Below are 11,558 nucleotides of genomic sequence, written 5' to 3' on the forward strand. Positions count from 1 at the left end.
CCCCGACCGAGTTTTTCAAACCATATGCGAAAACCGCCGGGCGCGCCTCAGCGCAGCTTCGGCGGCTTGCTCGGATCCATGCCGGGGGCGGAACCGGGGCGGAGTTCCTCCACCTCTTCCTCGACCGGCTCGGGGACATGCAGCACGAGCCCCTTGTCCAGCAGAAGCTGCGCGGCCTTGTCCTCGGGCTCGAGGAAGGTCACGTCCAACTCGCCCGCATCCAGCCCCGAGAAGGTCAGCGCCTCGCCCATTGCCTTGGCGATACCCGCGCGGAAATGCTCATGCGCGCCGATCACCGCGAGCACATGGCCCCGGTGGCCGTCCTCGTAGGTGACGCCGCCCAGCACGGCAGCCTGCGCGATCCCGGCAAGCTGGTCCAGCTTGGCCTCGAAGGCGGGCAGCAGCAGCGCGATCACCGCGGGCGACAGGCCCGGAGCGGTGAATTCCACCGGACGGCCCTGCGCCTCCAACGGCGTATGCGCGAGCGTCTCGGTCAGCCAGTCCAGCGCCTCGGGCGGCAACAGCATCGCCGAGTCCGCAACGCCGAGATTGACGCCCAGCCCGATATTCTCGCCCACCAAATGCTGCGCGATCACCCGGCCCGGCAGCGCCGCGTAGGGCTGCGGCCCGTCCGCGAATTCGCCGAGACGGTCTTCGGTATCGAAGACGAGAACGAACTCGCCCTCTTCGGTGGAGAACACCTGCGGCTTGATGTTTTCGTCCTCGGGTTCTTCTTCGAGCAGCAGGAACAACTCGGCATCGGCGAGACGGTCGAACACGGCAAGGCGCTTGGCCTCGTTCTCCGGTTCGGCTTCCATCGCGGCATGGGCGCGGTCATAGGGGGTCATGTCAGCTCCTTCACCCGGGCGCGCAGGACCGGCAGCAGGTCGGCCTCGAACCACGGGTTTTTCTTCAGCCATCCCGTATTGCGCCAAGACGGATGAGGCAAGGGGAAGAGGCGCGGCGCGTGGTCCCGCCAGCCCAGCACGGCCTGCGTCACGTTGCGTGTGCCCAGATGCCAGCGCTGCGCGGCGCCGCCCACAAGAAGCGTCAGATCGACCGGGCCGATTTCCTCCATCACCCGGTCGCGCCACGTCTGGGCGCAGATTGCGGGCGGCGGCAGGTCGGACCCCTTCGCGTCATAGCCCGGAAAGCAGAACGCCATCGGCGCGATCGCGATGCGCGAGACGTCGTAGAAGGTCTCGCGATCAACGCCCATCCAGTCGCGCAGCCGGTCGCCCGAGCGATCGTTGAACGGCACGCCGGTCTCGTGCACCCGGTTTCCCGGCGCCTGCCCCACGATCAGCACGCGTGCGCCGGCGGCGAACCACGCGACGGGACGCGGCGAATGCCCGGTCGCGGTCGCGCGGAACCGCGCCGCGCAAAGGCGGCAGTCGCGGATCTCGTCTTGCACGGGGCGGGTCATCGTTTCTCCTCTAGTGTCAATGTGTTCGTCATTGCATAACCCTCCCACAACTGAACATAATGCTGCCCAAATCCAAGGTTAGGCGGGTTCTCACACTGCTGCCCCCGTGATTTAGTGGCGAGGCGCGCACAGATGGAGACCCGGGCCAAAAAGTAATGATCGTATTCGAGAACGTCTCCAAATCCTTCTGGACCGGCAAGCAGCGCAAGGTGATCCTCGAACGCGCCAGCTTCCGCGTGGAGCTGGGCCAGAGCCTCGGCATTCTCGCGCCCAACGGCACCGGCAAGACCACGATCATCAACATGATGGCAGGGCTGGAAAAGCCCGACGAGGGCGAGATTCGCCGCACCAGCCGGGTCTCGTTCCCGCTGGGCTTCATGGGCGGCGTCGTCTCGAAACATTCGGCGCGCGAAAACGCCCGCTTCATCGCGCGGCTCTACGGGCTCGATCCCGATTATGTCGAGGCCTTCTCGCGCTGGCTGACCGGGATCGCGGAATATTTCGACCAGCCCGTGGGCACCTACAGTTCGGGGATGCGCGCGCGGTTCACCTTTTCCCTGCTGCTCGCGCTGGAATTCGACATATACCTGATCGACGAGGGGATGCCCTCGACCACCGATGTGGAGTTCAACCGCAAGGCCGGCTCGATCCTGCGCGACCGGCTGCGCAATTCCACCGTGGTCGTGGTCTCGCACCAACCCTCCACGATCGAGAAATTCTGCAATCGTGCGGCGGTGCTGCGCGACGGGCAACTTTACCAGTTCGACACTCTTGAAGAAGCGAAGCGGTTGTATGACTACCAGTCCTAAGGCCCCGAAATTCCGTATCCGCCGCGATGGGCCGGTGATCACGGGGAGCGACGGCTCGCTGCAGCTGGGGGCGATGCCGCTGAAATCGGGCTCCGGGACGACGGGAGAGCCGACCACGCCGCGCGCCTCCAACGCCTCTGCGGCCTCCGCCGCGCAAGCCGCACCCTCTTCCGACACGCCGGAACCGCAACGGCAACGGCGGCACAGAGACAGCGATCCCTCCAGCATGTTCGAGCCGCAGGATGACGGGTTCGGCGATCAGAAATTCCCGACGGCGGAGCGCAACGGCGCCGAGGTGATCGATGCGGGCCAGCGCACCCCCGAGGAAGAAATCGACGCGATCCGCGCCGAGGGGTTGACCGGTCGCCAGTTGCGCCTCGCCCGCCGGATGGCGCAGAAACACGGCGTGCAGGCCAGTTCCGATTTCGAGGCCGTGCTGCTCCTGCGCCGCCGCGGGATCGATCCGTTCGACCGCTCGAATATCGTGGCGATGGTGAAACCCGGCGAGGCGGAAGCGACTTCGCGGGCGCTGGCGCGGACCGACGGGCCGGGCGCGGATACCCGCGTGAACCTGCCGCAGACGATCAAGAAAGGTCAGCTCCCCTCGACCGAGGTGATGACCGAGGATCGTCGCGCCGCCGAGATCCTGCGCATCCAGCGCGACATCGCCAAACGTCGCCGCCGCAAGCTGATGCTGCTGGGCGCGCGGCTGGGCTTCTTCGTCGTGCTGCCGACGCTGATGGCCGCCTATTACTATTTCGCGATGGCCACGCCGATGTATGCGACGAAATCGGCCTTCGTGATCCAGAAGGCCGAAGGGCTGGGCAATTCCGGGCTGGGGTCGCTCTTCTCGGGCACGCAGCTCGCCACCAACCAGGACTCGGTGACAGTGCAATCCTATCTGCAGTCGCGCGATGCCATGAAACGGCTCGACCGCGATCAGGGTTTCAAGAAAATCTTCGAGGATCCGAGCATCGACCCGCTTCAGCGCCTGCCGAAGGATGCCACCGACGAGCAGGCCTACCGGCTTTACTCGAAAATGGTCGAGATCGGCTACGACCCTTCCGAGGGCATCGTTAAGATGGAGGTCATCGCCCCCGATCCGCAGAAATCGCAGCAATTCTCCGAGTCGCTGATCTCCTATGCCGAACAGCAGGTGGACCAACTGACTTCGCGGCTGCGCGACGACCAGATGAAGGGCGCGCGCGAAAGCTATCAGGATGCCGAGGCGAAGGTGTTCGCCGCGCAATCCAAGGTGCAGCAGCTTCAGGAGAAGGTCGGCGTCCTCGATCCCGTCAGCGAGAACTCGGTGGTGATGGGCCAGGTCGCCAATCTGGAAAACCAGTTGCAGCAGAAACGGCTCGAGCTGGGCCAACTGCTCGACAATGCGCGTCCCAACCAGGCGCGGGTTTCGGGTGTGCAGGGCGACATCAGGCGGATTCAGGCGCTTCTCGAAAAGACGCGTGGCCAACTCACGACGGGGCGCCAGGCCACCGGGGGCGAGTCGCTCGCCGCCGTCACCGGCCAGTTGCAGATCGCCCAAGGCGAATTGCAGACCCGCCAGATGCTGCTCTCTGCCGCTGCGCAGCAGATGGAAACCGCCCGGATCGAGGCCAACAAGCAGGTGCGCTATCTGGAGATGGGCGTACGCCCCGTCGCCCCGGACGAGCCCACCTATCCGCGCGCTTTCGAGAACACGCTGTTGGCTTTCCTGATCTTCTCGGGCATCTATCTGATGCTGTCGCTCACAGCGTCGGTCCTGCGCGAGCAGGTCTCGAGCTGAGCTAGAGCGGCCCGTCACAGGCTGCGGAGAGAGAAATGAAAGACGTGAAAATCGGCGGGCTGACCGTCTCGAACGACCGCCCGCTGACGGTGATCGCGGGTCCGTGCCAGCTCGAAAGCCGCGACCATGCGATGATGATCGCGAAGGAAATGGCCCGCGCCTGCGACCAGGCGGGCGCGCAATTCATCTTCAAGGCGAGCTACGACAAAGCCAACCGCACCAGCCTAAAAGGCAAGCGCGGCCTCGGCATCGACGCGGGACTGAAGATCCTCGAAGAGGTGCGCGCAGAGATCGGCTGCCCGGTGCTGACCGACATCCACGACGCGGAACAGGCTCGCATCGCGGGCGCGGTGGTCGACGTGATCCAGATCCCGGCCTTCCTCTGCCGCCAGACCGATCTTTTGCTGGCCGCGGGCGAGACCGGCTGCGTGGTGAACATCAAGAAGGGCCAGTTCCTCGCGCCGTGGGACATGCCCAACGTGGCCGAGAAGGTCGCCTCCACCGGCAACGAGAAGATCCTGCTGACAGAGCGCGGCACCTCCTTCGGCTACAACACGCTGGTCGCCGATATGCGCGGCCTGCCCGAGATGGCGAAGACCGGCTACCCGGTGATCATGGACGCGACCCATTCGGTGCAGCAGCCCGGCGGTCAGGGCGGCTCCTCTGGCGGTCAGCGCGAATTCGCGCCGGTGATGGCGCGTGCGGCGGTGTCGCTGGGCATTGCGGGCGTGTTCATCGAAACCCATGAGGCGCCCGATAGCGCGCCCTCGGACGGGCCGAACATGATTCCGCTCAACCAGATGCCGAAGCTGGTGCAGACGCTGATGGAGTTCGACCGGATCGCCAAGGACGACCCGATCCGGCTGTAATCGCGTATGAGAAAGGGCGCGCGAGTGTTCCGCGCGCCCTGCCCTGTTCGCAAAGACCTGCCTCAGGCGTCGGCCACGACCTCGGCGCGCTGCTGGCCCAGCCCTTCGATCTCCAGCTCCACCACATCGCCCGGACGCAGGAAGCGCGGGGTCTCCATCCCCATCGCGACGCCCGGAGGGGTCCCGGTCGAGATCACGTCGCCCGGATGCAGCGTCATGAATTGCGAGAGGTAGCTGACCAGCTTCTTCACGCCGAAGACCATCGTCTCGGTCGAGCCGTTCTGCATCACTTCGCCGTTCACGCTCAGCTTCATCGCCAGCTTCTGCGGATCGGCCACCGCGTCGCGCGTCACCAGATACGGTCCGAGCGGGCCGAAGCTGTCGCAGCTCTTGCCCTTGGTCCACTGGCCCGAGCGGTCCTTCTGGTAGCTGCGCTCGGACACGTCGTTGGCGAGCACGTAGCCCGCGACGTAATCCATCGCATCCTCTTCCGAGACGTATTTCGCAGGTTTGCCGATGACGATGCCCAGCTCGACTTCCCAGTCGGTCTGCTCGGCGCCGCGCGGAATCACGATCGGATCGTTCGGGCCCTGGATCGCGGAAGTGGCCTTCATGAAGATCAGCGGCTCCGGCGGCACCGTCGCGCCCGATTCCGCAGCGTGGTCGGCATAGTTCAGCCCGATGCAGATCATCTTCCCGATGCCCGCGATCGGCGCGCCCAGACGCGTGCCTTCGGGCACGGCGGGCAGCTCGGACACGTCCAGCGAGCCGATCGCCGCCAGCCCGTCATCCGAGAGCACCGCACCCCCGATATCGGCGACCTGGCCCGACAGGTCGCGGATCACACCCTGACCGTCCATCAGCCCCGGTTTTTCGGCTCCGATAAGCCCGTGACGCAGAAGTTTCATGTAATGTCCTCCATAATTTGGCGGCATCAAGCCTGTGCGGCGACGAAGATGCAAGAGTGTCAGGTGACATGCAGGATGAAAATCCCGAGCAGAACCAGAAGCGCGATCACCAGCGCAAACAGCACCAGCTCGGGCCAGTTGGTTCCTTGGCTGTCCGGGGCCTTGCCGCTTTCGATCGCGGCGCGCAGCATCCGCATGCGCACGAAGGCGAGGATCACCACGACCCCGCCGCTCAGCACCATCGCCAAATCGGACCATTGCGGAAGATCCGTCCGGGTCAACTTCGCCGCGGTGAGCCCGACCCCGACGATCGCGACGGCCGTGCGGAGCCACGCGAGGAAGGTCCGCTCGTTGGCGGCGTGATCCTTGAAGTTCTCGTTCACGGCCACTCTCGAGCCTGCCTTTCCATCGCATCTCGCGCGATCCGCTGCGACACGCCACGCAAGGCGGCACGCACCGCGCGCTCCTGTATCGGAATCGCATCTGCGGCCCGATCGGTTCCCCTATCCCCGGAAGCGGTCTGCCGCCCTGCCCCTTGGGGAACCCCGCCCCGCTTTCAACTCATCTCACGGCAATCGTGAGCCGCGGATCACGAGATCGTTGCCCCGATCAGCGCTGCGGGAGCGCCTCGCGAGCGTCCCGCCAGCGGATTTTCGCCCGAAAAACAAGGCCCGGCTGGCGCGTGCGCTTTCCGCCGAGGAAAGCTCTCCGCGCGGCTCGTTCAACCAAGATCATCATCGCGTGAGGAGAGGTGGTCGCGCCCCCGTGACTGCATCATTCTGGGCGCTCGCGAACATCCGGCGCCCGCGCCACATGGTCGTGATCGTCCCTCGGCGGGCGTCGGTGCGCCCGACATCTGCATACATCTGAATGTTTGGAACAGATCACTCCGCCATGCATTGTTCGTGAAAACGACGTGAACAAGAACCGACCGACCGGGCTAAAGGGAGAATGGAACAGTGACGAGCATCCACGCGTCGCACCGGCTCGGCCCGGGTCAAACCTGACACCGGAGCCAGCCAATGCAAATCACCGAAACGCTCGGCCTGCTGCTCGCCCTCAGCTTCGTCATCTCGCTACTGGCGTTGACGATCCTGATCTGGGCGATCGCGAACAAGCAGGTCCACACGCCAGACGCCGACGATGCGCGGACCATCTTCGAGCCCGGCGAGGGCGCGGATACCGACGCGCCGAACGACCCTCACCACTTCAACGCGGCGCGCGCCGGTATCGACGCGAGTTCCTCCAGCGTCGTGATGTGGCTCATCGCGGCGGCGGTGTTCTGGCTGATCTACGGCTCGCTGCACGGGCTGGCCGCCTCGCTGGAACTGCACCTGCCCGATCTGATGTCGGGAACTGCGCAGATGACCTTCGGGCGGATGCGCACGGTGCACCTGAACTCGGTCGCCTATGGCTGGGCGAGCCAGGGCGGCCTCGCTGCCGTCTGCTGGATCCTTCCGCGTATCTTCCGCACCGAACTGCGCATGACGGGCCTTCTGAAGACCGGGATCGTGCTTTGGAATATCGGCCTCGCCGCAGGCGTGTTCGCCATCGCGAACGGCTGGACCGACGGGCTCGAATGGCTCGAGATTCCGTGGCAGATCGACATCGTCCTCGCAGCCGGCGCGGCCTGTTTCGTGGCCCCGCTGATCTCGACCGCGAAGCACCGCAACGTCCATCACATCTACGTCTCCGGCTGGTATTTCCTCGCCGCGGTGCTCTGGTTCCCGGTGCTGTTCGTCATCGCCAACATTCCCGGCGTCCATCACGGGGTCGAGCAGGCCACGATGAACTGGTGGTACGCCCATAACGTGCTGGGCCTCTGGTTGACGCCGCTGGGCGTGGGCGCGGCCTATTACTTCATCCCGAAGATCATCGGCAAACCGGTCTATTCCTACGCGCTCTCGCTGGTTGGCTTCTGGGCGCTGGCGCTGTTCTACAGCCAGGTCGGCATCCACCACCTGATCGGCGGCCCGGTCCCGACCTGGCTGGTGACGCTCTCGGTCGTCCATTCGGTGATGATGTTCGTTCCCGTGATCGCGGTGGCGATCAACCAGCACGTCACGGTGGCGGCCAATCTCTGGGCGCTCAAGGAGTCGATCCCGCTGCGCTTCATCTCCTTCGGGGCGGTGATGTACACGCTGGCCTCGTTCCAGGGCTCGATCGAGGCGCTGCGCTCGGTCAACACGATCACCCACTTCACCCATTACACGGTGGCGCACGCGCATCTGGGCGCCTATGCCTTCGTGTCGCTGGTGCTGATGGGCGTGATCTATCAGGTCGTGCCGCGCGCGACCGGGAAATACTGGCCCTTCCCGCGGATGATCGCATGGCATTTCTGGCTGAACGTGATCGGCTTCGCGATCTACTTCTTCTCGCTGACAATCGGCGGCGTGCTGCAGGGCCTTGCCCAGCTCGATGCGACGAAGCCCTTCGCCGACAGCGTGACCCTGCTCAAGCCCTATCTTGAAGGCCGTTCGCTCGGCGGCGGGCTGATGACGCTGGGCCATGTGCTGCTGGCGATCAACCTCATTGCGCTCGGCTTTTCCAAGAAGACCCGTGAGACCGAAACCGACAACATGGTGGCTGCAGAATGAACCGCTATCTTCCTCTCGCAATCACGGCGCTGGCGATCCTCGCGCTCGCGACCCTGTTCCTGGTGATCGCGCCGGGCATGCAGATCAGCGCACAGGGACCGACGACGGGGCTCAAGCCTTACACCGAGGCCGAGGCGCGCGGCCGTGAGGTCTATGTCTCACTGGGCTGCCTCTACTGCCACTCGCAGCAGCCGCGTTCGCTGGCACAGGCCCCCGATGCCGAACGCGGCTGGGGCCGGGCCTCGGTCGCGGGCGACTACGCCTATGACGCCCCTCACCAGCTGGGCACGATGCGCACCGGGCCGGACCTGATGGATATCGGCGACCGCCTGCCCTCGCAGGCATGGCAACTGACCCATCTCTATCAGCCCCGCGCGATCTCCAGCTGGTCGATCATGCCCGCCTATCCCTACCTCTTCACGCATAAGGACAAAGCCGGGCCTGACGATGTGGTGGTCAAGCTGCCCGCGAAATACGCGCCCAAATCCGGTGTGATCGTGGCCAAGCAGGATGCGCTCGACCTCGTGACGTATCTGCAAGGCATGACACGCCAATACGCTCCGCCGAAGGACGGTCTGCGCGACAATGGCTACGCGCTGATCGCCGAGAAGCAACGCGAAGCGACCGATGCCACCAAGGCCTCGAACTGAGACGACGGAGACAAGAATGACCGACAAGAAACCCGATCCCCGGCGTCCCGACGAGACTTTCGAGCCGTTCGAGGCAACCCGCCGCATCCCGTGGCCCGTCTATTCGATCGCGATCGCGCTCGCGATCTGGGGGGTGATCATGCTGGTCCAGACCAGCACCGCCGTCCAGGTCGCGGACAAGGCGCAAACCGAAGCGGCCAAGCAAGAGCCCACGAAACTCGCGCAGGCCGCCGCGCCCGATCTCGACGCGGGCAAGACGCTGTTCGCGGACAATTGCGCGACCTGCCATGGCGATGCCGGTGAAGGCGTCACCGGCGCCTTCCCCCCGCTGCACGGCTCTGACATCGTGAAACTGGGCGGCGCCAAGGCGGTGACCCAGATCGTGATGCGCGGCATCGGTGGCAAGCTCAACGTCAATGGCGAGAGCTACGAGGGCGAGATGCCCGCCTTCGGCTCTGTTCTCAGCGACACAGAAATCTCCGAAGTCGCATCCTATGTGGCCACCGGGCTCAATGACGACGCCAAGACCATCAGCGCCCCGGAGGTCGCCGATATCCGCAAGGTGGCGGGCGACATGGACCCGCTCGATGGCGGCGCCGGCCTCGCGGGGCTGATCAACAACCTGCCCGCGCAGCCGGAATCCGCAGCTGCCGAGAAAGGCCCCGGGTCCGAGCGCGTCGCGCAGCTCGTCAGTCAGGGCTCGGACACGGTCTGGGCCTGCGCAAGCTGTCACGGCGACAAGGGCGAAGGCACCGAGACCGTGCCGCGGCTGGCGGGCCTTCCGGCGCCCTATCTGGCCAAGCAGTTGCACGACTTCCAGAAAGGCACCCGGCCCAACGACTCGATGGCCTATGTGGCCAAGGGTCTGAGCGATCAGGAAATCGTCGAACTGGCGAACTACTACGCCACGATGACCAGCCCCTCGGGCGCGAAGCCTTCTCTGGATGGCGATCTCAAGCGCGGCGCGCAGCTTGCCAAGGAAGGCGATTGGTCGATCGGCGTTCCGGCTTGCTTCACCTGTCACGGGCCCTCGGGCGTCGGCGTCGCGCCGAATTTTCCCGGGATCGCCGCGCAGCAGCCGGCCTATGTCGCGCATCAACTCGCGATGTGGGCAGGCGGCGCGCGTCATAACTCGCCGCTCGGCCTGATGGCGGGGATCGGCAAGGCGCTGAACGATGCGGATCGGCGCGCGGTGGCCGATTACCTTGCCTCGCTCGCCCCGATGCCGGCGATGGACAAAACCGAACTGGCCGCGATGGAAAGCAACATCCCGGTGCGTGAAGGAGTGGATCAATGAGTAACAAGCACCCGTCCGACATCCCTCCGCGCGGAGAGACCGACCCCTCCCGCGGCAAGACGGCCCTGCGCGCGATCCTCGCGGTAGGCGGTGGCCTCGCACTGGTCGTGCTGGGCTCGCTGCTGGTAAATTTCGGCCTCGCACCCAGCTGGTTGACCGGCGCCACGCGTGACCAGAGCGAAGCCGAGGCCGCCGCGCAGCAAAGCGGCGGCGACACGCAGCAGGCGAAGCTTTTCACCCCGCCTGCGGAGAGCACCATTCCCGACGACGATTTCGGCAAGTCGGTCCGCCGAGGCATGGCGATTTTCAACGATACCGGCACCAACGCGCATGACTTCGTCGGAAACGACCTTTCCTGCTCGAACTGCCACCTCGACGCGGGCCGCCAGGCCTTCTCCGCGCCGATGTGGGCCGCCTACCCGGTCTATCCGAAATATCGCGGCAAGAACAAAATGGTGAATACCATGGAGGACCGCATCAGGGGCTGCTTCACCTATTCGATGAACGCGCAAGGTTCGCCCTCGGGGGGACCGCCGCCCTATGGCTCGGATGTCTATCGCGATCTGCAGGCCTATTTCTTCTGGATGTCCAAGGGTCTGCCCACGGGCGAGAAACCGGAAGGCGCAGGCTTCGGCAAGATCGACAAGCCCGCGAAAGAGCCCTCGCGCCAGCGCGGCGAAGCGGTCTTCGCCCAGAACTGCGCGGTTTGCCACGGCGCCGACGGTCAGGGTCAGAAGGACATCAACGGCAAGGTCGTCTTTCCGCCGCTCTGGGGGCCGAACAGCTTCAACTGGGGCGCGGGCATGCACAAGATCAACGCCGCCGCCGCCTTCATCAAGCATAACATGCCGCTGTCGGAGCCGAACAAACTGACCGTGCAGGAAGCCTGGGACGTGGCCGCCTTCGTCGACAGCCATCCGCGCCCGAACGACCCGCGGCAGATCGGCGACGTGACGGTGAAGGACGCCGTCGACAAATGGCACCACAACCATCAGGGCTTCTACGGCAAAGAGGTCGACGGCAAGCTGATGGGTCCGGGATATCCCTCCAGCGATCAGGCCTCGGCGCCTGCGCAAAACGAAAGTTCGGGAGGCTAAGCCTTTCCATTAGACCTCCTAGAACGGGCCGGCGCAGCGATGCGCCGGTCTTTTCCTTTTGAGCCCTTCCCGCGGCGGCCCGCGCTTGCCTTTGGCGATTTGCGCTGCAATATGTCTGATGA

11 protein-coding genes are annotated in these 11,558 nt (G+C 65.1%); 7 read left to right on the top strand and 4 right to left on the bottom strand.

The annotated features are described in order from the left end of the window. Positions 1–47: 47 nt before the first annotated feature. Both DEM26_RS06865 and DEM26_RS06870 read right to left on the bottom strand, forming a co-directional pair. Positions 48–848: an SseB family protein gene (locus DEM26_RS06865; protein ID WP_109172007.1), complete on the bottom strand. Its 801-nt coding sequence runs from the start codon at positions 846–848 to the stop codon at positions 48–50. Next, a complete protein-coding gene (locus DEM26_RS06870; protein WP_109172008.1) occupies positions 845–1,426 on the bottom strand; it encodes a uracil-DNA glycosylase family protein in 582 nt (193 codons plus the stop codon). Before DEM26_RS06870 ends, DEM26_RS06865 begins: the two co-directional genes overlap by 4 nt. A gap of 155 nt (positions 1,427–1,581) precedes the next feature. On the opposite strand from DEM26_RS06870, the gene DEM26_RS06875 reads away from it, so the two are divergent. The 3 genes from DEM26_RS06875 to kdsA are packed head-to-tail and all read left to right on the top strand — an operon-like array spanning position 1,582 to position 4,887. Next, positions 1,582–2,235, top strand: coding sequence for an ABC transporter ATP-binding protein (locus DEM26_RS06875; protein ID WP_075774971.1), 654 nt, complete (start codon positions 1,582–1,584; stop codon positions 2,233–2,235). After that, the gene (locus DEM26_RS06880; RefSeq protein WP_109172009.1) at positions 2,219–4,018 is read left to right on the top strand and encodes a capsule biosynthesis protein; all 1,800 of its coding nucleotides are present in this window, start codon (positions 2,219–2,221) and stop codon (positions 4,016–4,018) included. The genes DEM26_RS06875 and DEM26_RS06880 overlap by 17 nt, the downstream gene beginning before the upstream one ends. Positions 4,019–4,053: 35 nt before the next feature. Beyond that, positions 4,054–4,887 carry a 3-deoxy-8-phosphooctulonate synthase gene (gene kdsA / locus DEM26_RS06885; RefSeq protein ID WP_088718509.1) on the top strand — a complete coding sequence of 278 codons (834 nt, stop codon included), beginning with the start codon at positions 4,054–4,056 and terminating at the stop codon, positions 4,885–4,887. Positions 4,888–4,949: 62 nt separating this feature from the next. On the opposite strand, the gene DEM26_RS06890 is transcribed toward kdsA, so the two are convergent. Both DEM26_RS06890 and DEM26_RS06895 read right to left on the bottom strand, forming a co-directional pair. Next, on the bottom strand, positions 4,950–5,795 hold the full coding sequence (locus tag DEM26_RS06890) for a fumarylacetoacetate hydrolase family protein (RefSeq protein ID WP_075774974.1): 846 nt from the start codon (positions 5,793–5,795) through the stop codon (positions 4,950–4,952). A 59-nt stretch (positions 5,796–5,854) separates the two neighbouring features. Further along, positions 5,855–6,178: a YidH family protein gene (locus DEM26_RS06895; RefSeq protein ID WP_075775131.1), complete on the bottom strand. Its 324-nt coding sequence runs from the start codon at positions 6,176–6,178 to the stop codon at positions 5,855–5,857. 639 nt (positions 6,179–6,817) lie between these two features. Between DEM26_RS06895 and DEM26_RS06900 the strand changes: the two genes are divergently transcribed. The 4 genes from DEM26_RS06900 to DEM26_RS06915 are packed head-to-tail and all read left to right on the top strand — an operon-like array spanning position 6,818 to position 11,436. Continuing rightward, the gene (locus DEM26_RS06900) at positions 6,818–8,392 is read left to right on the top strand and encodes a cbb3-type cytochrome c oxidase subunit I (protein WP_233243042.1); all 1,575 of its coding nucleotides are present in this window, start codon (positions 6,818–6,820) and stop codon (positions 8,390–8,392) included. Further along, complete coding sequence (locus DEM26_RS06905; protein WP_109172010.1) at positions 8,389–9,042, top strand: cbb3-type cytochrome c oxidase subunit II; 654 nt, start codon at positions 8,389–8,391, stop codon at positions 9,040–9,042. Before DEM26_RS06900 ends, DEM26_RS06905 begins: the two co-directional genes overlap by 4 nt. Before the next feature lie 16 nt (positions 9,043–9,058). Continuing rightward, entirely contained in the window at positions 9,059–10,339 is a 1,281-nt protein-coding gene (locus DEM26_RS06910; RefSeq protein ID WP_158275094.1) for a c-type cytochrome, read from the top strand. After that, entirely contained in the window at positions 10,336–11,436 is a 1,101-nt protein-coding gene (locus DEM26_RS06915) for a c-type cytochrome (RefSeq protein WP_109172012.1), read from the top strand. Before DEM26_RS06910 ends, DEM26_RS06915 begins: the two co-directional genes overlap by 4 nt. Positions 11,437–11,558 lie beyond the last annotated feature (122 nt).

Origin of the sequence: Thioclava sp. NG1 (assembly GCF_003122275.1) — a bacterium.
Taxonomy (GTDB): domain Bacteria; phylum Pseudomonadota; class Alphaproteobacteria; order Rhodobacterales; family Rhodobacteraceae; genus Thioclava; species Thioclava nitratireducens.

Excerpts from the sequence above, each read along its gene's own strand:
- DEM26_RS06865 (WP_109172007.1), bottom strand. The coding sequence starts at position 848 with ATGACCCCCTATGACCGCGCCCATGCCGCGATGGAAGCCGAACCGGAG.
- DEM26_RS06870 (WP_109172008.1), bottom strand. The coding sequence starts at position 1,426 with ATGACCCGCCCCGTGCAAGACGAGATCCGCGACTGCCGCCTTTGCGCG.
- DEM26_RS06875 (WP_075774971.1), top strand. The coding sequence starts at position 1,582 with ATGATCGTATTCGAGAACGTCTCCAAATCCTTCTGGACCGGCAAGCAG.
- DEM26_RS06880 (WP_109172009.1), top strand. The coding sequence starts at position 2,219 with ATGACTACCAGTCCTAAGGCCCCGAAATTCCGTATCCGCCGCGATGGG.
- kdsA (WP_088718509.1), top strand. The coding sequence starts at position 4,054 with ATGAAAGACGTGAAAATCGGCGGGCTGACCGTCTCGAACGACCGCCCG.
- DEM26_RS06890 (WP_075774974.1), bottom strand. The coding sequence starts at position 5,795 with ATGAAACTTCTGCGTCACGGGCTTATCGGAGCCGAAAAACCGGGGCTG.
- DEM26_RS06900 (WP_233243042.1), top strand. The coding sequence starts at position 6,818 with ATGCAAATCACCGAAACGCTCGGCCTGCTGCTCGCCCTCAGCTTCGTC.
- DEM26_RS06905 (WP_109172010.1), top strand. The coding sequence starts at position 8,389 with ATGAACCGCTATCTTCCTCTCGCAATCACGGCGCTGGCGATCCTCGCG.
- DEM26_RS06910 (WP_158275094.1), top strand. The coding sequence starts at position 9,059 with ATGACCGACAAGAAACCCGATCCCCGGCGTCCCGACGAGACTTTCGAG.
- DEM26_RS06915 (WP_109172012.1), top strand. The coding sequence starts at position 10,336 with ATGAGTAACAAGCACCCGTCCGACATCCCTCCGCGCGGAGAGACCGAC.